This is a genomic window from Enterococcus thailandicus, from assembly GCF_001886265.1.
In the GTDB taxonomy this organism is placed as follows: Bacteria; Bacillota; Bacilli; order Lactobacillales; family Enterococcaceae; genus Enterococcus_B; species Enterococcus_B thailandicus.
Window position 1 is genome coordinate 172,892 of record NZ_JXLE01000004.1, and the last position, 21,644, is coordinate 194,535.

General features: G+C 36.2%; 20 protein-coding genes. 12 read left to right on the plus strand and 8 right to left on the minus strand.

Translation table 11 applies throughout. The features are described from left to right. Positions 1-313 precede the first annotated feature (313 nt). The 8 genes from RV17_RS04265 (at position 314) to RV17_RS04300 (ending at position 6,898) form a co-directional block, all read left to right on the plus strand. On the plus strand, positions 314-631 hold the full coding sequence (locus RV17_RS04265) for a PadR family transcriptional regulator (protein ID WP_067481404.1): 318 nt from the start codon (positions 314-316) through the stop codon (positions 629-631). After that, on the plus strand, positions 624-1,250 hold the full coding sequence (locus RV17_RS04270) for a DUF1700 domain-containing protein (RefSeq protein ID WP_067481402.1): 627 nt from the start codon (positions 624-626) through the stop codon (positions 1,248-1,250). The genes RV17_RS04265 and RV17_RS04270 overlap by 8 nt, the downstream gene beginning before the upstream one ends. A gap of 5 nt (positions 1,251-1,255) precedes the next feature. Beyond that, positions 1,256-2,200, plus strand: coding sequence for a DUF4097 family beta strand repeat-containing protein (locus RV17_RS04275; RefSeq protein WP_067481400.1), 945 nt, complete (start codon positions 1,256-1,258; stop codon positions 2,198-2,200). A 137-nt stretch (positions 2,201-2,337) separates the two neighbouring features. Next, positions 2,338-2,826: a DUF5348 domain-containing protein gene (locus RV17_RS04280; protein ID WP_067481398.1), complete on the plus strand. Its 489-nt coding sequence runs from the start codon at positions 2,338-2,340 to the stop codon at positions 2,824-2,826. A gap of 50 nt (positions 2,827-2,876) precedes the next feature. Continuing rightward, a complete protein-coding gene (locus tag RV17_RS04285) occupies positions 2,877-3,749 on the plus strand; it encodes an SPFH domain-containing protein (RefSeq protein WP_067481510.1) in 873 nt (290 codons plus the stop codon). Between the two features lie 201 nt (positions 3,750-3,950). Next, a complete protein-coding gene (locus RV17_RS04290) occupies positions 3,951-4,313 on the plus strand; it encodes a YxeA family protein (protein WP_071868633.1) in 363 nt (120 codons plus the stop codon). Positions 4,314-4,321: 8 nt separating this feature from the next. Beyond that, positions 4,322-5,074, plus strand: coding sequence for an ABC transporter ATP-binding protein (locus tag RV17_RS04295; RefSeq protein WP_071868620.1), 753 nt, complete (start codon positions 4,322-4,324; stop codon positions 5,072-5,074). 12 nt (positions 5,075-5,086) lie between these two features. Beyond that, positions 5,087-6,898: an FtsX-like permease family protein gene (locus RV17_RS04300; RefSeq protein WP_067481394.1), complete on the plus strand. Its 1,812-nt coding sequence runs from the start codon at positions 5,087-5,089 to the stop codon at positions 6,896-6,898. A gap of 126 nt (positions 6,899-7,024) precedes the next feature. Here RV17_RS04300 and RV17_RS04305 read toward each other — a convergent pair whose 3' ends face one another. Further along, positions 7,025-7,930, minus strand: a complete 906-nt coding sequence (locus RV17_RS04305) for an AraC family transcriptional regulator (RefSeq protein WP_067481391.1) — start codon at positions 7,928-7,930, stop codon at positions 7,025-7,027. A gap of 152 nt (positions 7,931-8,082) precedes the next feature. Between RV17_RS04305 and RV17_RS04310 the strand changes: the two genes are divergently transcribed. Next, positions 8,083-9,117 (plus strand): aldose epimerase family protein, encoded by a 1,035-nt coding sequence (locus RV17_RS04310; RefSeq protein ID WP_067481389.1) that lies wholly within the window; start codon positions 8,083-8,085, stop codon positions 9,115-9,117. Positions 9,118-9,135: 18 nt separating this feature from the next. After that, a complete protein-coding gene (locus RV17_RS04315; RefSeq protein WP_067481387.1) occupies positions 9,136-10,305 on the plus strand; it encodes a galactokinase in 1,170 nt (389 codons plus the stop codon). 346 nt (positions 10,306-10,651) lie between these two features. Here the strand turns inward: RV17_RS04315 and RV17_RS04320 are convergent, their stop codons facing one another. From RV17_RS04320 to rbsR, 5 genes are all read right to left on the minus strand, one after another. After that, entirely contained in the window at positions 10,652-12,760 is a 2,109-nt protein-coding gene (locus RV17_RS04320; RefSeq protein WP_071868634.1) for a glucosaminidase domain-containing protein, read from the minus strand. Between the two features lie 330 nt (positions 12,761-13,090). After that, positions 13,091-14,464 (minus strand): PTS transporter subunit EIIC, encoded by a 1,374-nt coding sequence (locus RV17_RS04325; protein ID WP_067481383.1) that lies wholly within the window; start codon positions 14,462-14,464, stop codon positions 13,091-13,093. Continuing rightward, complete coding sequence (gene rbsD / locus RV17_RS04330) at positions 14,464-14,859, minus strand: D-ribose pyranase (RefSeq protein ID WP_071868621.1); 396 nt, start codon at positions 14,857-14,859, stop codon at positions 14,464-14,466. The genes RV17_RS04325 and rbsD overlap by 1 nt, the downstream gene beginning before the upstream one ends. A 40-nt stretch (positions 14,860-14,899) precedes the next feature. Continuing rightward, positions 14,900-15,811, minus strand: coding sequence for a ribokinase (rbsK, locus tag RV17_RS04335; protein WP_071868622.1), 912 nt, complete (start codon positions 15,809-15,811; stop codon positions 14,900-14,902). Positions 15,812-15,919: 108 nt separating this feature from the next. Continuing rightward, the gene (gene rbsR / locus RV17_RS04340; RefSeq protein ID WP_071868623.1) at positions 15,920-16,933 is read right to left on the minus strand and encodes a ribose utilization transcriptional repressor RbsR; all 1,014 of its coding nucleotides are present in this window, start codon (positions 16,931-16,933) and stop codon (positions 15,920-15,922) included. A gap of 251 nt (positions 16,934-17,184) precedes the next feature. On the opposite strand from rbsR, the gene treC reads away from it, so the two are divergent. After that, positions 17,185-18,816: an alpha,alpha-phosphotrehalase gene (gene treC / locus RV17_RS04345; RefSeq protein WP_067481375.1), complete on the plus strand. Its 1,632-nt coding sequence runs from the start codon at positions 17,185-17,187 to the stop codon at positions 18,814-18,816. Between the two features lie 55 nt (positions 18,817-18,871). Here treC and RV17_RS04350 read toward each other — a convergent pair whose 3' ends face one another. Together RV17_RS04350 and RV17_RS04355 are read right to left on the minus strand one after the other, a co-directional pair. Beyond that, positions 18,872-20,080, minus strand: a complete 1,209-nt coding sequence (locus tag RV17_RS04350) for an AI-2E family transporter (RefSeq protein WP_307725183.1) — start codon at positions 20,078-20,080, stop codon at positions 18,872-18,874. A 117-nt stretch (positions 20,081-20,197) separates the two neighbouring features. After that, positions 20,198-20,926: a LytR/AlgR family response regulator transcription factor gene (locus RV17_RS04355; RefSeq protein ID WP_067481371.1), complete on the minus strand. Its 729-nt coding sequence runs from the start codon at positions 20,924-20,926 to the stop codon at positions 20,198-20,200. Positions 20,927-21,391: 465 nt separating this feature from the next. On the opposite strand from RV17_RS04355, the gene RV17_RS04360 reads away from it, so the two are divergent. Beyond that, complete coding sequence (locus RV17_RS04360) at positions 21,392-21,604, plus strand: hypothetical protein (RefSeq protein WP_067481368.1); 213 nt, start codon at positions 21,392-21,394, stop codon at positions 21,602-21,604. Positions 21,605-21,644: the final 40 nt, after the last annotated feature.

Genomic DNA, 21,644 nt, shown 5'->3' on the forward strand with positions numbered 1-21,644 from the left:
TTCCTCTTCAACTAAGTAGTTATAAATAAATGCTCATTTCGACCGTACCATTAAAAGCTAGCATAAACCACTTTCAATTTTGTAATGTAGCTTTGAAGGTGGTCTCTTGAAAAATTTTTTTGTAGACAATTTCTTGTGATCAAGAAGTTACATGACGAATGAAGAAATGTGTATCACTATATTTCTTGAGAGCAAGATTCTTCTGTGCTCGGATGTTGTTTTTCTCAAATAAACTTTATAATCTATTGTCTTAACTATATTATATCTGATATAATATAGTGGAATTAAAAATATTGTAAAAGAAGGTGGCGCTATGCATATTCAAATTCCAACGGTTCTTCTTGATGGAACTGTGTTAGCAGCATTAAGCCGAGAAGATATGTATGGATACGCACTAACAAAAATTGTGCAAGAAAGTTTATCAATTAGTGAATCTACCATGTATCCCGTGTTAAGAAGGTTGAAACAAGAAGGGTATCTAGAAACCTATGATGAACCATTCGAAGGTCGAAATCGAAGATATTATCGTTTAACACCAATCGGACATACACATTTGGAAGAAATTATTGATGAATGGATTGTTTTTCGAGACTCTTTAGATCGGTTATTGGAGGATAATAGACATGAATGAATACTTAAGTGAGGTCTTAAATGAACTTCAAGAAATTCCTGAAGCTGACCGTTTTGATTTGATCCAATATTACGAAGAATATTTTTTGGATTCAGGTAAGACAGTTGATGAAATTTTAGAAGAATATGGTACACCTAAACAGTTTGCGTTGAAGTTAAAAATCAATTATTTTTCGGAAGCAGATGATTTAGGGCAAGAAGAGGTACAACAAAGTAGTCCAAAAAGACAAATGCGTTTGATTTGGTTAATTGTACTTGGATTATTTGCATCGCCAATCTTGATTCCATTAGCATTGTTATTTGTTGCTGTATTGGTTGGTTTGATCATCGCATTATTCGCAGTTATTTTTAGTATCTATGTTGTTTGTATTGTGATTTTAGGAGTAGGCGTGGTTATGACGTTAGCAGGACTGATGGTTTTGGGACAATCGATTGTCAGTGGCTTATTCTTCGTTGGACTAGGTTTGTTTGCGACTGGTGCAGCCATCTTTTTCACTCCGATTTTAGTGAGATTAACAAAATGGTTAGCCCAGTTGATTATGCGTTTTGTTAAATGGGTCGGACGTCGGTTTGTTACTAGACGTGGTCTTCATCCAACACATGATGGGAATGAGAGGTGAGTAAAATGAAACTAAAACACTTTTTATTGATTGGTACAGGTTTTATGTTATTTGGTGGAATTCTGGTAGCAGGAACGTACACTGCAGGAGCACAAAAAACAATCGTTTGGGAAAATGGACCTAAACTATTGGATATGAAAGAACATACGGAAAAATTTAAGGCGAATGAAATCAAAAACTTAGTTATCCAAGCAGAAAATCAAGAGATCAATATCAGACAAGGATTGGATTTTGAAGTTACGACGCAATATGAAAAGTCGGATGAACCAAAAGTTGTTCTCAAAGATCAAACTCTGTCGATTCGAGCAAAAGGAAAACAAGAATATCCAATGCAAATTAGTTTAGAAGATACTCATCCAGAAATAACAATTACGGTACCAAAAGAAATCTCATTAAGTGATATTACGATTGAAAGCAGCAATAATCGCTTAACGATGACAGATATTACAACTAAAAATTTAGCGGTTGACTCATATTCAGATAGCTGGTTGAGTTTTATTGGTTTAAAAACAGATTCAGTGACAGTCAAAGACCGATTTAGCTCTGTTGATTTCAGTCGATTAAAGGCTAAAAAAGGAAACTTTACTGGTGAGGGAAGTAATTTTTACTTTTATGACAGTGCGTTGACAGACTCAAGTACGATTGTTGCTAAAAATGGTTCTGTTCGATTGAATGACGTCGATGTTCCTGGGTATCAATTGACACTTGCGGGAGATTCAACTTTCCAAGTAAACAATGAAACACGTGAAGGCTCTTCTTTTGAAAAAGGAAATTCGAAAAAAGGACTAACGATTGAAGGTAAAGATACATTTATTGAATGGATGGATGAAAAATACCAAAATTCGATGAGTGAACAGATGGACGAAATGGATGACATGGACGATATGGGGGATCATATGGATCAACAAATGGATCACATGGATAACCATATGGAAGATGAAACTGAATAGAATTTCCGAAAAATGGTATTGAGACAGTTTTTTTGTTTCAATATCATTTTTTGTTTCGCTTAAGTTGTTTTCTTATAGTAAGATAGGTATAGACAAATGAGATGTTGAAACTTAGCAAAAGAATTAGGGTGGGGAAAATGAAAACAGAAGATGTTCAGCGAGAACAACTACGAGAAAAAATGCTTGAGTTACACGCGCAATTAAAATCATTGAACGAATTGTATTATGATGATGACAATGAAAAAGTAGCGATTGAGTATCCCAAAAATTCAGAAGGCCGTCAGTTAGAACAAGTACATAATGAAATGTTTCGCCATTTAATGAAAGTGAAAAAGGAGATGGATTATTACTCTTTGCCAATCACAGATACTGGTGTTTTACAATATGATGCTAGTAAAGAACGCTTTATTTTTAAGTCTGTCCGAAAAAATATTGTTCTTAATGCGGGAATGGATTTGGAAATTTTAGTTGAAGATTACTTTACAGAACAAAAACACTGGGTCAGAACTCGATTGGAGTATTTGCCGAAAGCTGCTGGCGGAACGCACTCAACGGGGTGGTTCATCAGCGAAGATAAAGATTTGGAATTAGAAGGTGCATTAGCAAGACTGAGAATAACGGAATAGTCAGTAAAGAAAGTTGATGCTATTGTGCAGAAGGAGGAGAGATTTTGAAAATGAATGAGAAAAAAGCACTCTATATCAATGGGTATATTGGCTTAGTTGGTGTCATTGTTTTAGCAATCATGGGTGCCATTTTATTCTATTTTGGAACGGTAGCAACTAGTCCAGCATTAATAATTATGAGTGTCATTTTGTGGGGAATTGCTTGTTTATTAGTTAGTTCAGCAACTGTGGTCAGTCCAAATCAATCAAAAGCTATTTTGCTTTTTGGTAATTATTTAGGAACAATTAAAGAGAATGGTTTTTTTCTAACGGTTCCGTTAACCAATAAAATCAACGTATCACTTAAAGTTCGAAATTTTAACAGTTCTGTTTTAAAAGTAAATGACTTAGATGGAAATCCAATTGAGATTTCTGCTGTTGTCGTTTTTAAAGTAGTCGATACGGCGAAAGCTTTGTTTGATGTTGCTTATTATCAAGACTTTGTGGAAATCCAAAGTGAAACAGCTGTTCGTCATATTGCAAGTCAATATCCATATGATACTTTCAATGATACTGATATTACTTTACGTGGAAATACGACCGAAGTTTCAGATAAATTAGCAACAGAACTTCAAGAACGTCTAGCTGTTGCCGGAGTTGAAGTCATCGAAGCACGATTGAATCATTTAGCTTATGCGACTGAAATTGCGAGTGCCATGTTGCAAAGACAGCAAGCAAAAGCAATTCTTTCTGCACGTCAGACAATCGTTGAAGGTGCGGTAACAATGACTCAAATGGCACTGGAACAAATTGAAGCGGGTCAAGAAATCAACTTTACGGACGACCGAAAAGTTCAACTAATCAATAACTTGTTAGTCTCGATTATTACGGATAAAGGAACGCAGCCGGTGATTAACACAGGGGATTTAACTGACCGAAAATAAACAATGATTGAAAGTAAAAAAAAAAGAGAGTGGGGCGGTTTGCCTCACTCTCTTTTATTTGAAGAAAGTTCATTATCAGGTCGAAAGGCCTTCTTTGACACGTGCTAACAATATTGAAAGATGACTGATAGAGGAATCTAAGGCATGTTCGTTTCTTTTTTTCTATACTTAGTTCATCAAGTTAAAAGAGAGGGCAAAATGATGAAAAAATTTCTGATTGGCTTATTGATTGTCGCTGGTATCGGAGTCGCTGGTTTGAAAATAGCGGATGCCGTAGTTTTAGGTGGCGATGACTATTATGTACAAATTACGACAAACGGTGAAAAATTAGTTCAAAAAGATGATAAAAATCAAGAAGTGATTACTTATCAATACACTTTGCCGGGCTTTAACAAAGAAGGCGCAGAAAAAGAATTAGAATTTCAAGGGATGCAAACACGTCCGTTGCGAAAAAATGCGTATCTTAAAGTAGTCTGGAATAAAAATAAAGGTGTAACTGGTTATGAAGAAGTTGAAAAATCAGCAATACCTAAAGCAGCACAAGAAAAATTAACTAAAGGGTAGGCGCAAAAATGGAAAAAATTGTTGAAATTCAAGATGTAACAAAAGTATATGGGAAAAATAATGAAAAGAAAACAACAGCTTTAGATGGCATTTCATTTTCAGTAGAAAAAGGTGAATTTATCGGAATCATGGGAGCATCTGGTTCTGGTAAATCAACTTTGTTGAATATTTTATCTACTTTAGATAAACCAACAGATGGTCACATTCGAATCAATCAAAAAGATGTGACTACTTTAAAAGGGAATCAACTAGCTGATTTTCGTGCCAAAGAAATTGGATTTATTTTCCAAGACTTCAATTTATTGGAAAACTTAACAGCACAAGAAAATATTGCAGTACCATTATCTTTGCAAGGTGTTCGTCCAAAAGAAATCAAGCAAAGAGTCAAAAAAATTGCAGAACGTTTATCAATCAGCCATATTTTAGACAGCTATCCTTCAGCTATTTCTGGTGGACAAAAACAACGTGTAGCGGCTGCTAGAGCATTGATTACCCAACCAACGATTCTATTAGGTGACGAGCCAACCGGAGCGTTAGATTCCAAGAGTGCGCGGGATCTATTAGATACAATGGATGAATTGAACCAAAAAGATAACGTTTCTATTTTACTCGTAACACATGATCCTTTTTCAGCAAGTTATTGTCAACGAATTTTATTTATCAAAGATGGCGGAATCCATCAAGAAGTTAAACGAGGCGATCAAAGTCGTGAAGCATTTTATCGTCAAATTTTAACTATCCTAGGAAATTTGGAACAGTAAGGGGGAGAGAATATGCTTTGGAAACTATCACTTACTGGTATTAAGAGTCGCTTGCGAGATTATCTTGTCCTATTTTCAGGATTAGTTATGGCATCAGCAATTTTTTACATGTTTGAGTCAATGGCAAGTAATGAAGCCTTTCTAACAAGTAATTCAACGATTTCATCAACAGTCATTATCTTTCGACTAGGCTCAGTATTATTGAGTATTATCACTTTTGTCTATATCCTGTATGCTAATTCATTTTTGATGACGATGCGTCAAAAAGATTATGCGATGTTTATGATGCTAGGTGCTAAGGGTCGAAAAATTGCGCAAATGATTTTTTCAGAAACCTTTATTGTGGGGATTTTGGCAACATTGGTTGGCTCAGTTGTTGGAATGGGATTGACTAGTATTGTTAGTCATTTATTAGTCCAACAATTAAATATAAAAATCTCTCATTTTTCACCATTTAGCGTTCATGGATTGTTGATTACGATTGTGTTCTTCTCTATTTTATTTTTATTAGCAGCCATTGTTAATGCATTTTCAATCGTTAAAAAACCAATCTTAACATTGATTCGTGCGGATCAAACTCCGACACAAATGAAGCAACATAAGTTTTTATTTTTCCTTGAAGTTGTGTTGGGGATTGCCAGCTTAACATGTGGCTATTACATGATGCAAAACTTAGAAAAATTCCAGTTGTTTGGAATCGTCATTGCTTTGGTTACGATTGTTTTAGGGACGTATTTTATTTTCCATTCGGTCATTATCTTCTGTTTATCATTACTGAAAAAAGCAGATGGTATCGCATTAAGAAAGCTGAATAATTTTACTTTATCACAGTTAAGTTTTCGAATTCGCGAATATACACAAATGCTTTCGATGGTAGCAATGTTGTTTGCTTTAGCATTAGGTGCGCTCACTGTCGGTTTGGGCTTCAAAAATGAAATTTCAAAAATGACAAATAGCTTTACTGTTTATGATGTCGTGTTGAACAACGCGCAAAAAATTGATCAACAAGAGGTTGCAAAACTAGATCCTAAAGTGAATGCTTCTTATACGCAAAAAGAAGATGAACAAACCATTTACTATCTTTCTGAACAATTTGAGCAAACGCCATTTATTGTGAAAGAAGGAATGAATGGCGATAGAAATATCAAACCAAAGAACAAAGAAATTACAGCAACACAATTGGCTCAAGAGCTTACTTTACAAGATAGTTTACGGGAGTATGAGTTGCCTGAACAGCAACCGAAAGAAATAAAATTGGTTTCACAAGAAGAATTCAGTCAGTTGAATTTACCTGAAACGACTTTACAACTTATTCAAGTAACAGATTTTGACAAGCAATTGAGTAACCTTGAAAAACTGGTAGCGGAAAATAAAGCAAATAATGAAGAACTAAAAAACGTTGACTACAGCTTTACGCAAAAAGCAGATGTTTACAATACGTTTAACAGTATGTTTTCAGGATTTGAATTTATGGGCTTCTTCTTAGGCTTAGCTTTCTTGACAATGTTAGCAAGTTGTTTGATGTTCAAGATTCTTTCTGGAAGTAAGAGCGATCAAGTGCGTTATGAAATGTTACAAAAAATTGGTACACGTCAAGGGTTACTAACACAATCGATTCGCCGAGAAATTGGTGTCTTATTCTTAGCACCAGGACTTTTAGGTGTTGTTCACGTCCTATTCGGCTTACAAATGTTCAAATTATTGATGAGTGATCCTTACGATAATTTGTGGTTGCCATTTACAATTTTCTTTGTCTTATACTTTGTTTATTATGTAATAACGACATGGTTGTATACGGGAATCGTATTGAAAAAGAAAGCATAAAAAACAGGAAGAGGACTAAAATGCGCGCGCATTTTAGTCCTCTATTTTTTGCGGATCTGCTTTCTGACCTAAAAAAAACGGAACAACTACTTTTTGTGTATATCTTTGTTTTTTTTTACAAAAAAATCATGTTGCACGTCCTACAATTGCTTGCTGTTCTAATAATTCCATAATAGATTCCAGTGAAAGATTGGTGTGCTGTTTCTGACTAGCTCGTTTTCGATAAGCAGTTGGCGTTTCACCAGTCTTTTTTTTAAAGATTCGGCTAAAGACAACTAAGCTATGAAAGCCGGACTGAAAAGCAATATTTTCAACGGAATCATCTGACATCAACAATAAAAAAGCAGCACGATTGATTCGGATACCTAATAACCATTCTTTGACACTTACCCCAATATTTTCATGGAAGGTACGGGAGAGGTGGCTACGGTTGACCGATAATGCGTCAGCAACTTCTTGGATAGTGAGTTCCTCTGTTGCATGGGCTTGAATGTATTCGATTGCTTCAATCGTTAAACGTGAAATATTTTGAGGTGTGCTTAAGTGATTTTTTCCACCATCTACTAGTAATTTTTCAAAAAAGCGATACAGCAATGCATTCAATTTGATTTCATTTAGTAGCGTGTCTGGCGCATAATCAAAACAAGCTAAAATCAATTGACTATAGTCAACTAACTGATTTGAGCGAAACGTATACTCATTTTCTTTAAAAGGGGAATGCTTAATCAATTCCTCTGCTTCTTTTCCACCAAAGGAAAGCCAAGCGTAGACCCAAGGATTGGTTACATCAGAGCGATAAAAAGTTTGATCGCCTGGACGAATGAGAAATAAATCTCCTTTTTTTAAATGATACTTTTGCTGATTGACCGAGTACACACCCTCACCATCCAAGATGATATGTAGAACAAAATGTTGTCGGATAGCTGGTCCAAAAGAGTGAAAAGGCATGGTTTTAGAAAATCCACAAAAATTAAAGTAAAGTTCACTTGATAAAAAATGATGTTCTTTTCGTAAAAATACAGTTTGTTCCATCTGCTCAGCCCCTTTTCTTCAAGGTACGCTTACTCGGAAAAAAATGCAACAAAAAGTTAAATTTGTATCACATGATAGTAATAAAAAGAAAGCGATTACTTGATATAATGAATGAGAAATAATCAACTATGGAATGAAAAGAGGGCGACAGTATGCAAATCAAAGAGCAAGAATTTGGAAATGATTCCCATTTGATCACATTAATCAATGATCAAAAGACAGAATTGGCTGTTACTGATTTTGGCGCACGAATCGTTCATTTACAGACGCTAATTGATGGAACAAAACGTGAATTGATCCTAGGGTTTGATCATGCAGAAGAATATCTTTCGAAAGACGCGTATATCGGTGCAACAATTGGTCGAACAGCTGGTCGAATCGCTAAGGGAAAATTTTATCTAGACAATCAAGAGTATCAGGCAAAAGTCAGTGAAGAAACAGGACATTGTTTACATGGTGGAGATCCTAGCTTTGAAAAGAAAAATTGGCCATACACGATTATCAAAGGTGAAAATGAAGCTTCAGTTATTTTCTATTTAACAAGTCCTAATCAAGAAAATGGTTTTCCGGGTAATTTAGACGTGGAAGCACGCTATACTTTAACAAATGATGATGTTTGGCGAATAAGTATTCGCGGGATTAGCGATCAATTGACTTTATTTAATCCAACCAATCATGTGTATTTTAATCTAACAGGAGATGTAACTGAACCAATCGATCAGCATGAACTATGGTTAGCAAGCCAATTTTTTGCTCCTTTACAAAAAGATTTGATTCCAAAAGGGGAAGTCGCACCGGTCAAAGGGACAGCATTCGATTTTACAACGCCAAAAGTCCTTTCAGATGTTTTTATTAGTGATTTTTCACAAGCCAAAATGGTTGGCGGGATGGATCATCCGTTTTTCTTACAGAAAACAGGACAAATGAATCAAGTAGCAAAATTAACAAGTCCAGATAAAAAGGTTGCGATCCAAGTTGCAACCAATGTAGGAAGCATTGTCTTGTTTACCGCAAATTTTGGTGATGATGCACCAGTTATGCGCGGAGACAAACTAGTGAATCATGGCGGAATCACCTTTGAAACGCAAGAAGCTCCTGGATCAGAACGATTTGAAAGCTTTGGCGACATTACGCTTTTACCTAACCAGGCACGTGAGTTTGTGACAGAATATCAAATAAAAAAATAGATGAATGAGGGATATCAGATGGAAAAAATAGCTGAAGTAACAGCAGCATTTCATAAATTATTTGGGGAAAAAGCAACCAGTGCATTTTTTGCTCCAGGTCGAATCAATTTGATTGGAGAACATACGGATTACAATGGGGGACATGTGTTTCCAGCATCAATTACGTATGGAACTTATGGTGTAGCAGCGCCAAGAGAAGACAATCAAGTGAAAGTTTACTCGCTAAATTTTGAAGAAGTTGGTTTGATTACTTTTTCTTTGGATAACTTAAATTATACAAAAGAGGATAACTGGGCAAACTATGTCAAAGGATTTATTCTAAAAGTCCAAGAAGCAGGCTATCCGATTACTCATGGTTTTGAACTTGTGATTGAAGGAACGATTCCCAATGGTGCTGGTTTATCAAGTAGCGCTTCATTGGAACTGCTAGTCGGAGTAATGTTAGAGGATTTGTATGATTTACCAATTAGTCGTTTAGAATTGGTTAAAATCGGTCAAAAAGTTGAAAATGAATTTATTGGAGTCAATTCAGGAATTATGGATCAATTTGCAATTGGTTTTGGTCAAAAAGAACAGGCTATTTTATTAGATACGAATACCTTAGTCTATGAAATGGTGCCGACCGAATTAGGAGACTACGCAATTGTAATCATGAATACGAACAAACGTCGCGAACTAGCAGACTCGAAATATAATGAGCGCCGTGGTGAGTGTGAAGAGGCATTGAAACGCCTACAAACAGTTGTCGATATCCAATCATTAGGGGAATTAGATGAAGAAACATTCCGAAGTTACAGTGAAGCGATTGGGGATGCTATTTTAACAAAGCGTGCCAAACACGCAGTGACAGAAAATCAACGGACATTGAAAGCGAAAGATGCTTTAGTAGCGGGTGATTTAGTTTTATTTGGGCAACTGTTGAATGCCTCGCATGAATCATTGCAACATGACTATGAAGTGACTGGCATCGAGTTGGATACTTTAGTTCAAGCAGCTCAAGCGCAAACGGGTGTATTAGGTGCTAGAATGACGGGAGCAGGTTTTGGCGGATGCGCGATTGCATTAGTAAAAGAAGAAGCTATCCCTGTATTTGAAGAAAAAGTCAAAGAAACTTATCTAGAAAAAATTGGTTATGCACCTGATTTCTATGTTGCTCATATTGGGGATGGCGCACAGAAGATCAAATAAGCGAAAGAAAATATAAAAAGGGAGGGGCTGTGACAAGCGTATTGTCACAGCCCCTCTTTCCGAATTGTTTGAAGCTTAACGTTTAAAGCCACAACCTTATTCTCGGTGTTCCCAAAGCAACTCCTCAAGATAGTTTGCAACCACTTCAAAATATGGAAATCTATTTTGAGTGCTTGCTCGCTATCTTGTCGGAGCTAGACGCTTTGAGCCACAACCTTACCCTCGGTGTTCAAGAAGCAACTCCTTCAAAATAAGCCCAAATTACTCAAAAATTTGAAGAACAATTTCTGATAATTTGTTTTTATTTATTAGAGCTGGGCACTTCTTTTACAACCTCATTTTTACTTTATTTAAAAAGTGGAAAGTCTAACCAAAAGGATTTGTTTAAACTTAAAAAACTAACCATTGGTAATTCATTTGATTTAACTGTTAACGTTTGTGTTTCTGGAATCTGGTTCACAGTGAAGTGATACCATAACTCCCAAACATTTGCGACTTTCAATCCAGAAAGGAAAGCGGGTGAATTGATGTTCGATTTAATGATAGGTAAATCTAGCACATCACTAAACGTTAAATGATTCTTTTTCCAAACAGTTGGAACCGTTAGAAGTTGTTCTGTTGATTTTGTTTGTGTCTTAATTGGTTCTTCTTTGGCTTCATCATATTTTGTTAAATCATACGCTTTGATGATCGCATTTAATTTTTTCGAATACTGCTTATCTGTTGCGTAGCGACCTTCAAGATATTTCGTCGCATCTTCGTAAGATTTAGCTTCAGATTTCCAAATTGGCTTATAGAAATCTTTATTTCCAGATAAACCATTTTTGATTAAATCAGCATAGTCTTCCAAGCTTTCTTTGTAAGAAGGATATTTACGGAACTGCGCTTTGATTTGGTAGCTCTGCCCAGCTTCGTCTTGCTCAAGTGTGTTAAAGGAAACACTTGAACCTTCAAAATCGCCTTTGATTCCAAAAAGATTATAATTTGGTTCGCTAGACAATAAGCTATTTCCTGAACCACTTTCTAGAATAGCCTGTGCCATCATTACTGAAGCGTAGATGCCTTCTTTTTGTCCAATCTCTTGAGCAAAATCAGCAATTTCCTTTAAGAAATCATCAGTTGATTGATTTTTAGAAAATGAAAAATCACCTAGATTATCTAAAGCAGAGGAACCAATAGAATTAGCTAATGATCCAGATGCTACTGGCAAACCAGCTAAGTTCACCCGGACGGCAAAGTCAGGTGTGTAATCAGCAATGGAAGTAATACGAACATGATCGCCTGGTTGAGGGGCGTGAATGTATTGTCCATTACCAATGTAGATTGCTACGTGATGTGTCACACCAGAAGATGGTCCCCAGAATAACAAGTCACCAGGTTGTGCTTGGCTAACTGGAATTTGAGTACCAGCGTATTGTTGTTCACCTGTCCAGCCACCAATATAATGACCAGTAGCTTGCATATACACGTAATAAGCTAGCCCAGAACAATCAAAAGTTGAAGCGCCTTTTGCTCCCCAAACATAAGGACTTCCAAGATATTTGTATGCTTCTTTGACGATGGCCTGCTGAACGCTTGTCGTATTCGCTGGTAAAACGGCATCTGTTGGTGTTTTTGTGACAAAGTCAGAAGTCGAAGCAGAAGGAGTTTCTGTCTTTGGTTGTGTTACATTTGTTGAAGGTCGCTGATTGTTTGTTGAAGAATGATTCCCAGTGCTTGGTTTAGATGAACCTTTTTGTGAATTATTCGTTGATCCAGCAGGCTTCGATGGTTTATTAGTGCTTGAATTTGATGTATTACCTTTATCAGAAGAGTCTGTTGTACTACTGCTTTCTGTAGTGCTTGAATCAGGAGTTGTACTGTCTTCTGTCGGAGCTGTTGAGCTGTCCGAGGTATTTTCAGTAGTGCTATCTGAAGTATTGTCTGTACCTTCACTTGGAGCAGTCGAAGGTTCTGTTGATTCTTCTGTTGAAGAATCAGGAAGGACTTCAAAGGTTGCATTGATTACTAAGTTGGCTGCGCCAACAACAAATGTTTGATTTGTGTAATCAACGGTTTGAACACCATCAATTTGAACAGATGCAACTTGTTCGCCAGCATCTGGTGTAATCGTGTAGTTCAATTGTGTTCCTTCTGTTAACCCAGTTAAGACACCACCATTGATAGTTAAAGGCTGACCATCCATTGTTGTAATAGTGATCTTGCCAATCAATGCTGGATTAATTGTTGCTGTGTAAGTAGCTTCTGCTGGTGTTTCGCTCTCTGGTTGAGAGGAAGAGTCAGTAGAAGCTGTCGTGTCTGACGTGCTGGTCTCGGGTTGTTCCGAGGCTACGACTGAACTTTCGGCCGTTGCAACTTGTGGTTCTTCTGTTGCAAAAACGGACTGAGTAGATAAGATAGTCGGAGCAATGAGCCACGTAGCCGCTAACAGGCGAATCGCCTTATTATTCTTCATAGTCATCTAGTCCTTTTCATTTTTTTTGCTCATATCCAAGTAGTTCATAAAATACTCTTTAACTGGTAAAGCGGTTCGCCATTTTTTAATGAAAGAACCTACTTTTCTGACAGAGTAGCTGGCATAGTTACGAGTAAAAGTTGTCTGGCTTAAATTTTTGGGTATCGTTCTTACTTTGTTGGGGAAAGAGTGTGGTTCAAAATAAGATACGCATACTCTATCCAATTGTACCAGAAGATGAGCAGTTCGACAAAAAATTAGTTAAATAAAGGGACGTAAAAAATAAAAAAAACTCCAAACAGTGAGAAAACTCATTGTTTGGAGGAAAGATTATTCTTGGGGCATTAAAGTTTCATCAAACCCGCTAACTAAGGTAGTAATCATTGCAACTACTAAGCTGACAGCAAGTCCGATGACGTACCACCAAAATGTACTTGAAATAAATGCAGGAAGAGTGGTCAAGCTACCAAAGACAAAAGCGATTGCTTTTACTTTCGCAAAGCCCATGACTGCGCCACCAGCTGCAGCACCGATACAAGCAGCTACAAAAGGTTTTTTCAAAGGAATTGCAATGCCGTAAACAGTTGGTTCAGTGACTCCGGCTAATAAAATAGAAGCAAAAGCTGAGCCAGAAATCGAGCGTGTTCTTGACTGTTTACTTTTTAGAAACACACCTAAAGCTGCTCCAGCCATTCCAAAATTTGCTGCTCCAGTTAATGGAACGATGCGGTCAAAGCCAAAACTTGAAATGTTGCTAATCATGACTGGGTTGACAGCCCACTGAATACCGAAAATCACCAAGATATTCCAGCCACCGGCAATAATTGCGCCACTAATTGGTCCGTTAATGTCCATCATCCAAGTAATGACAGCAGCTAATCCTTCACCCAAGTACACACCTGCGGGGCCAAATACCATTAAGGTCAATGGGACTGTAATCACTAAAGAAAGCAAGGGAACAAAAACTAATTGCATACTTTCACGAATATATTTTTTTAGAAATTTTTCTACAAAAGAGTAAAAGAAAATCCCTAAAATAGCTGGCATCACTGTAGATGTATATTGCATTAGTACCACGGGAATACCTAGAAAATCAGTTGAAGCTTTCCCTCCACTTGTCAAAAGACCAGTCAAATTTGGCTCAATCAAAGCAGCTGCAATGACACCTGCAATATAGCCGTTGACTTTAAATGTTTTGGCTGCAGAAAATGCTAGAAAAATAGGTAAGAAATAAAAGACAGCATTGGAAGCAGCGGCTAAGATATGGTAAGTCCCGCTGGTCTCACTTAACCAACCAAGTGTTGTTGCTAATACAACTAATCCTTTTAAAATTCCTGAACCAGCAAAAAGCGGGATGATTGGTGTAAATATTTCAGAAATCAAGCCAAATAATTTTTCGATGGGGTTCAACTTTTCTTTGGTTGCTGATTGATCCAACTGTTGGCTCAAGGCTTTATACGTTTCACTTAATCCTTGTTCCATGATGACTTCTGCGTATTTATCTAAAAGAATGAAATATTTTACATCAGGAATTTGTTGGATGATTTCATTTGACTCAGTCGCAGGTTGTTTCTTTAACTGGATACGCAATCGGGTTGCACAAGGGGTAATCGATTCAATATTATTTTTTCCACCTAATTGAGTAAGCAAAAGCTGAACTTGTTCCGACAATAAAAGTTGTTCTGGTTGAATGATTTTTTCCATTAGAAAACCACTCCACTCACCAAAATAATATTTGCATAAGGCGTCATTTCACCTGTGCGGATAAACGCATGGCAATTCGTTAAGTCTTGTTTCATTTCCTCATGAGGAATAAAAGTGATAGGCGTTTCAGGCATCAATTGTTTGATTTGCTCTAGTACATTAGGATTCATTGCCTTTATTTCTTCTGCCAGTTCAATTGATTGGACTTCTAGTTCTTCTAAGACATTTTCTAAAACAGTCATAAAACTAGGTACACCATTCGTGACAGCAAGATCAATTTTTTCAGTTCCAAAAGGTACGGGCATGCCAGCATCACCAATACTTAGTTTGTCAAAGTGTCCCATTTGTGAAATAACTCTAGAAATATCTGAATTGATAACTTTACTTTTTTTCATATCAAGATCCATCCTTTTTTATTAAATGTATGTGTTCATGTTATTCAAATGTTAAGTCTGTACGATGTGGGATTGATGGTTGTGCACCATAACTTTGAACAGCGACAGAAGAAGCAAGATTGCCGTAACGAATTGCCTCTGGTAAGTTACTAAAATCTGGATTCAATTGGCTACTTAAGGCACCAATGAATGTATCTCCGGCAGCGGTAGTATCAACTGCTTTTACTTTAAAAGCTGGGACAATACCATGTTGAGTTGCAGTGTGGTAGAAGGCACCTTTGCTTCCTAAAGTAATAATCACTGTTTCAATTCCAAGTTGGTGAAGAGCAGTAGCAGCTTGGAATAAACTTGCTTCATCTGTTACTTCAATTCCAGTAATAATTTCTGTTTCAGTTTCATTTGGAATAATGACATCTGTTTGTGCAAGTAGTTCTGTTGGGATTGTTTCAAGAGCTGGTGCAGGATTCAAAATCGTTTTCTTCCCAGCTTTTTTGGCAAGGGTAAAAGCAGCCAAGGTTGCATCTAAACTACTTTCAAACTGTGCAATTAGGAAATCACTGTTTTCAATCAGCGCTTTTTGTTGTTGAACTTCTGCTTCATGAAAAGCATTATTTGCACCAGCATGGATCAAAATACTATTTTCACCAGCATTGTCAACCATAATCATTGCTTGACCAGTTGCAGTGTCAGCAATTGTAGAAATGCCAGAGATGTCGATTTGTTCCTTTGCCAATAAATCAAGTAGAGTAGCCCCTTCATTATCATCGCCAACTGCACCGATAAAAGCTGTGTTTGCACCAGAACGTTTTGCTGCAACAGCTTGATTTGCACCTTTTCCTCCGCCTGAATGGAAGATGTCACTTGTGTGTAGTGTTTCGCCTGGTTTAGGCATTTTTGTTAAACGTAAAGTCGTATCCATATTGATACTGCCAATAACTGTAACCGCGTTCATTTTTGAACCTCCAAAAAGTCAATGAGATTTTTCCTTGCAAGAAAATAAATTAAAACGTTTTATTAAAACGTTTTAATAACTTGGCTAAAATATAGCACACCTTGAAAGCTATTTCAAGGGTGCTGTTGAAAATCTTTTTTCTAAATGGACTGGCAGTAGTTTCTCTTCTTGATTTTTTTCGGGATGCTGAATACGTTCTAATAAAAGTTTCGCTGCCTCTTGTCCTAACTCGAAGATTGGTTGAGCAATTGTCGTAAGTTTTGGTTTTACATACTCAGACATATCTACATTATCATAACCAATAATACTATAATCATCGGGTATTTTTTTTCCTAATTCTTCTAGCCCGCGATACAAGCCAAATGCTAATTCGTCATTCAAAGCAAAAATGGCGGTTGCTTCAGAAGCAACGATTTGGTTAGTTATTTGGTAACCACCTTGTTTGGAAAAAGCTGTCGGGATGAGAAGCAGTTGATTGTAGTCAATTTGATAAGCATCTGCTGCTGATTTAAACCCTTCGATTCTTTCTTGAACATTTGCTGGTGGATTCTCTGGATAAACGAGGGCAACTTGTTGATGTCTTAAAGAGAACAAGTGTGTACCAGCTAAGTAGCCTCCACGAAAATCATCTGTGCGCACTGAGTCACTAAAATCTTCTGCTTTCTTTTGATCCAAGACAATAAATGGACGCCCTTGTTGTTGCAAATCTTCCTTGATTGCCTGAGTCGAGATTGCAGAAGAAGCGATGATAAATCCATCTACACCACGGCGTGTTAGTTCTGAAAGATACTGGACTTCTTTTTGTTGATTGGAGTCGGCATTACAAAGAATGGTAACGAAATGTTGTTGATATAAAATTTCTTCGATCCCTCGCATGAGTAGATTGAAAAAAGGATTCGTAATATCAGGAACAAGTACACCAATTGTTTTTGTTTCTTTCGTAATCATTTGACGCGCAAAATAATCGGCTTGGTAACCAAGTTCATTTTTGGCAGCTAGGACTTTTTCGACCGTCTTTGAACTAAATTTATCTTCGTTGCCATTTAAAATTTGCGAAACAGTGGCAATCGAGACACCGGAATGATGTGCAACATCTTTAATTGTTACTTTTTTTTTCACCATGACTTTCCATACTCCTATCTAAATCTTGTGGCTATTTTCCCATGAAATGTTAAAGAAGTAAACGAAATCATTCGATAAAAGTAGATTCAGATTGATTTTAAAAAAAGAAAAATTTTTTGAACTAGGATGAGGCAGGCAGTTAGTCGAAAATAGTCAAGTAAGTTTTACAAACGCTTCCTTTTCAGCTATAATAATTTTGAGTAACTTGTATATATAAGTTTGGAGACGAATAATTTAATGGAGGAGAGTATATGTCATTTAAAGAAAAAGTCATTTATCAAATTTATCCAAAATCATTTAATGATACGGATCATGATGGAATTGGCGACTTGAATGGTATTCGAGAGAAATTACCTTATTTACGTGAGCTGGGTATAGATATGGTTTGGTTAAATCCAGTTTATCCTAGTCCACAAAAAGATAATGGCTATGATATTTCAGATTATTTAGCTATTGATCCATTGTTTGGGACGATGGAAGAATTTGAAGCGTTAATCAAAGAAGGAAAAGATTATCAGATTGAGTTTATGCTTGATATGGTTTTGAATCATGTATCGATTGAACATGAATGGTTTCAAAAAGCACTAGCGGGAGATAAATATTATCAAGATTTCTTTTATATCCGTGATGAACCAACTGACTGGGTTTCAAAATTTGGTGGGAATGCATGGGCACCATTTGGAGAAACAGGAAAATATTATTTACATCTATACGATACTACGCAAGCGGATTTGAATTGGCGTAATCCAGCAGTTCGCGAAGAGCTGTTTAAAGTTGTGCGTTTCTGGATGGAAAAAGGTGTGAAAGGATTTCGTTTTGATGTCATCAATGTGATTGGAAAGGATGAAGTTCTGAAAGACAATCCAGTGAATGATGGAAAACCTGAATATACTGACAAACCAGTCACTCATGATTACTTAAAATGGTTGAATCAAGAAACTTTTGGACGAGATCCAGAGATTATCACAGTTGGTGAGATGAGTGCGACTACTGTTGAAAATTGTATCTTATACACTGAACCAAGTCGACATGAGCTAACAATGACTTTTAATTTCCATCATTTAAAAGTGGATTATGAAAATGGAGATAAGTGGACAACTCCGGCTTTTGATTTTGAAGAATTAAAACGTTTGTTCCATACGTGGGGAGAAGAGATGAGTAAAGGAAATGGTTGGAATGCTTGGTTTTTAAATAACCACGATCAACCACGAGCTTTGAATCGTTTTGTGTCAGTAGACCGTTACCGAAAACAAGGAGCAGAGATGTTAGCGACATTGATTCATCTTAATCGTGGAACACCTTATATTTATATGGGGGAAGAAATCGGAATGATTGATCCGGCGTTTACGTCTATGGCTGATTATGTTGATATTGAAAGTAAAAATGCTTATCAAATGTTAGTGGAAAAAGGCTTGTCAGCTCAGGAAGCCTTTCGTAGAATCCAAGCTAAATCTCGTGATAATTCACGAACACCGATGCAGTGGACCGATGAAGAACATGCAGGTTTTACTACAGGAACACCATGGCTGAAGGTGGGAGCCAGTTATCCTGAGATCAATGTTGAGGCAGCAAAAAATGAGAAAGACCAATCAATTTTTGCCTATTATCAACACTTGATTCAGCTACGAAAAACACACCAAGTAATTTCTGAAGGAGATTATCAAGCCTACGCACCAGAACATCCACAAGTTTATGCCTTCTTACGATCTTATGAGGGACAAAAATTACTTGTTCTAACAAACTTTTATGAAGAAACAACCACAGTTGATCTTCCAGAAGAATTTGTTGAAGGCGAAAGACTGATTGATAACTATTCTGATACAGTCGTAAGCAAAGAATTAACGCTTAAACCGTATCAAGCGATTGCATTACTTGTGAAATAAAAAAGAATTCCTACTCAATTGTTCATTGAGTAGGAATTTTTTTATCAAATAAATATCAATCAAAATAATTATCTTCTGAAAAATCAGCTTCTTCGTATTCACCTTTATCACCGTAATACTTATTGTAACGTTGCTTGAATTTTTTAAAAGCAAAGACAACCAGTAATTTTAGTAAAGTATAGATTGGGATACCAAAGATCACACCCATTATTCCAAGTAAGTCACCCATAACGAGCAGCACAATCAAAATCGTTATAGGATGAACTTGTAGTCGGTTCCCAATCACACGCGGAATGACTAGGTCACCATGAAGCAACTGGACTATGAACCAAACAAGGACAAATTTTACGACCATAAAAGTTGAATCTTGGAAGGCAATAAAAAGTCCAGGAAAGAAGGCAATGAATGGTCCAATATAAGGAATGATACATAACACACCAGCAGCAATAGCTAGGATGCTAGCAAAATCAATTCCAATGAGTAAAAATGTGACCCAGTAAATAGCTCCTAAAATAAACGAAGAAATAATTTGTCCTTTCAAAAATGCACCTAATTGTTGGTTAGCGATTTTAGTCAATTCTTGGAAATCCTTGCGAAATGCCGGTGGAACGATTTTTAATACTGATTGGTAGAAACCATGTGGATTTTGAAGCAAGAAAAAGGCAACGATAGGACCAGTAAACAGAGTAATAAAAGTAGTTGTTACGGCAGAGAACAGATTACTGATACTTTGCGCTCCACTTTCCCAGTAATTACCAATGAAAGATGTTGCTTGGTCTGTAAAATTATCAATTGAAGAGAAGAATTCATTGAATTTATTAGCAAAAGGTGTGTGTTCTAAAATATTTCTGACACCTTCTTGAAAATCATTAAATAAGTTTGGTAAGCTGTCAAATAACTCAGTTGCTTGCTGTTGTAGAAAGGGTGCAAACCAGACACTTCCTAAACCAATCACGGCAAAAATCAAGACATACACCAAAATAACAGCAATATTACGTGACATCCATTTACTTAAACGCCGAATAATTGGATCCAGTAAATAATACAAAATAAGTGCAAATAGTACAGGTGGTAATGATGCTGCAAAAATAACTCCTAAAGGTTTAAAGATAAAGGCAACTTGCCAAAACACATAAATGACTAAGGCAAGCATTACTAACAAGCCCAGTACGTAATACGAAGTTTTTCCCCCTAAAAATTGAATCAGTCGAGCGTTCGATTTTTTGTTCAATTTTTTTCCTCCTTTTCTTTCTTTTGTTTTTATTATAGTCAGAAGTTAACCGAAAAAGAAAATGAAACAAACTAAATATGGAAGAAATCTGATATTAAAAAAAATCCTCAATCGATTAGTAAAATGCTAACGAGTTGAGGAGTAAGTTTGTTATGAAATAATTTTTTTTAAGCCGCGAATCGAGATGGGGACTGTTTCACCGTTTGCTAAAGTGACTTCTCTTTTTTTCTTATCAATAGTCCGAATATTTAGTTTGTTAATAACGTATGACTTGTGGCAACGAATAAAGTAATTATTTTTTTTCTCAATATCTTTGATTTTATCGTAGAACTGAAGATGAGCATGAGTCATGTGTACTTCAAGTTTATGTGGTGTAACTGCTGATGTGGAAAAATATTGAATCTCGTCTAGTGGGAGAAATTTGATTTCTCCGTTGAATTCTAGCTTAAAGATGTCCTTTTGGGGTTGAGAATTATGAAAGTTAAGAACGATTTTACTTAAGATGTGTTCTAAACGGTCTTTTAACTCAAAGACATCTTCTTTCAAAATATAATCGGTTGGTTCAATTCGATTTTTTAGAATTTCTAAAGAGAAGTCAGAGTTAGCCGTCACATAAATAATCTTGCCTAATGGATCCATTTGACGAATTTCTTTTCCAAGCGTAATGCCGGTTAATTCATGGCTTTGGATTTCCGTATCCAAAAAATAAATACCGAAATCAGCAGTTCGACGACGGGCAATTTCAAGAAGTTCATTTGGATCAGTTGAAGAAACAGCAACTTGACTGTTGAGGTCTTCAAGAGTGATCTGATTTTTTATGACAGTTGTGATAATTTCTAATTGCCGTGGGTCTTTTTCGCAAATATAAATCGGAATCATATCAATACTCCTTCACTTAAAATAAATTGCTAGGTATCAAACAATGTTTCAGTAAATGAACGCTATTTTTGTTATGTTCATTCCAGTTCGGTTAGTTAGAGACCTGAACGTTAGATTGTAGCTGAAGTCTAATGTTTATCGTGAGAAACCATCATCTAAATTTTAAGGATTATTGCTTAGTCAGAGATTCTTTTTCCCCACGGTGTACCAAAAATAGCTGAAAACTCTTAGTTAAAAGTGTAATAAAAAAAAGTGAACAAAAACGGTTCACTCAAAAAATGTATGTTTCAGCTCATAACTGTCCGATTTCATTTAACTGTTATGTATAATTACTAGATCTTGTGAAATTTGTGAAAAAAGTTCACAGTTTTGATGCGAGAAATGCTTTTTTTGAGTGTGTGTACTAATTTTTTATTTCTATGTTAAAAAAGTACTAACCTGATAAAAGGTGATGGAGGTATTCTTATGGAAAATGAACAATTATTTGAAGTAGGCGAAACTTATGAATTTCATTCGGATTTGTTTGAATCACCAGTCAAAGGGAAAATCGAAAAAATATATGAAAATAGTGTAATGATTCGCGTAACGAAATGTGCAACAGATGAAACAGAAACAGCCGATAATCTACAATGGCAACTGATTGTTCGCAAATCGAACGCTTTAATCGAAAATAACTAAGTAAACAGGAACTAGTTGTTTTCCAATAGTTCAATTTTGT

What these genes read in the sequence shown, in the direction of transcription:
- rbsR (WP_071868623.1), bottom strand. Translation starts at nt 16,933, where the DNA reads ATGGTGAAAAAAAAAGTAACAATTAAAGATGTTGCACATCATTCCGGT.
- RV17_RS04305 (WP_067481391.1), bottom strand. Translation starts at nt 7,930, where the DNA reads ATGGAACAAACTGTATTTTTACGAAAAGAACATCATTTTTTATCAAGT.
- RV17_RS04355 (WP_067481371.1), bottom strand. Translation starts at nt 20,926, where the DNA reads ATGATTCCGATTTATATTTGCGAAAAAGACCCACGGCAATTAGAAATT.
- RV17_RS04295 (WP_071868620.1), top strand. Translation starts at nt 4,322, where the DNA reads ATGGAAAAAATTGTTGAAATTCAAGATGTAACAAAAGTATATGGGAAA.
- rbsK (WP_071868622.1), bottom strand. Translation starts at nt 15,811, where the DNA reads ATGAACGCGGTTACAGTTATTGGCAGTATCAATATGGATACGACTTTA.
- treC (WP_067481375.1), top strand. Translation starts at nt 17,185, where the DNA reads ATGTCATTTAAAGAAAAAGTCATTTATCAAATTTATCCAAAATCATTT.
- RV17_RS04300 (WP_067481394.1), top strand. Translation starts at nt 5,087, where the DNA reads ATGCTTTGGAAACTATCACTTACTGGTATTAAGAGTCGCTTGCGAGAT.
- rbsD (WP_071868621.1), bottom strand. Translation starts at nt 14,859, where the DNA reads ATGAAAAAAAGTAAAGTTATCAATTCAGATATTTCTAGAGTTATTTCA.
- RV17_RS04290 (WP_071868633.1), top strand. Translation starts at nt 3,951, where the DNA reads ATGAAAAAATTTCTGATTGGCTTATTGATTGTCGCTGGTATCGGAGTC.
- RV17_RS04270 (WP_067481402.1), top strand. Translation starts at nt 624, where the DNA reads ATGAATGAATACTTAAGTGAGGTCTTAAATGAACTTCAAGAAATTCCT.
- RV17_RS04325 (WP_067481383.1), bottom strand. Translation starts at nt 14,464, where the DNA reads ATGGAAAAAATCATTCAACCAGAACAACTTTTATTGTCGGAACAAGTT.
- RV17_RS04360 (WP_067481368.1), top strand. Translation starts at nt 21,392, where the DNA reads ATGGAAAATGAACAATTATTTGAAGTAGGCGAAACTTATGAATTTCAT.
- RV17_RS04265 (WP_067481404.1), top strand. Translation starts at nt 314, where the DNA reads ATGCATATTCAAATTCCAACGGTTCTTCTTGATGGAACTGTGTTAGCA.
- RV17_RS04280 (WP_067481398.1), top strand. Translation starts at nt 2,338, where the DNA reads ATGAAAACAGAAGATGTTCAGCGAGAACAACTACGAGAAAAAATGCTT.
- RV17_RS04320 (WP_071868634.1), bottom strand. Translation starts at nt 12,760, where the DNA reads ATGAAGAATAATAAGGCGATTCGCCTGTTAGCGGCTACGTGGCTCATT.
- RV17_RS04315 (WP_067481387.1), top strand. Translation starts at nt 9,136, where the DNA reads ATGGAAAAAATAGCTGAAGTAACAGCAGCATTTCATAAATTATTTGGG.
- RV17_RS04310 (WP_067481389.1), top strand. Translation starts at nt 8,083, where the DNA reads ATGCAAATCAAAGAGCAAGAATTTGGAAATGATTCCCATTTGATCACA.
- RV17_RS04275 (WP_067481400.1), top strand. Translation starts at nt 1,256, where the DNA reads ATGAAACTAAAACACTTTTTATTGATTGGTACAGGTTTTATGTTATTT.
- RV17_RS04285 (WP_067481510.1), top strand. Translation starts at nt 2,877, where the DNA reads ATGAATGAGAAAAAAGCACTCTATATCAATGGGTATATTGGCTTAGTT.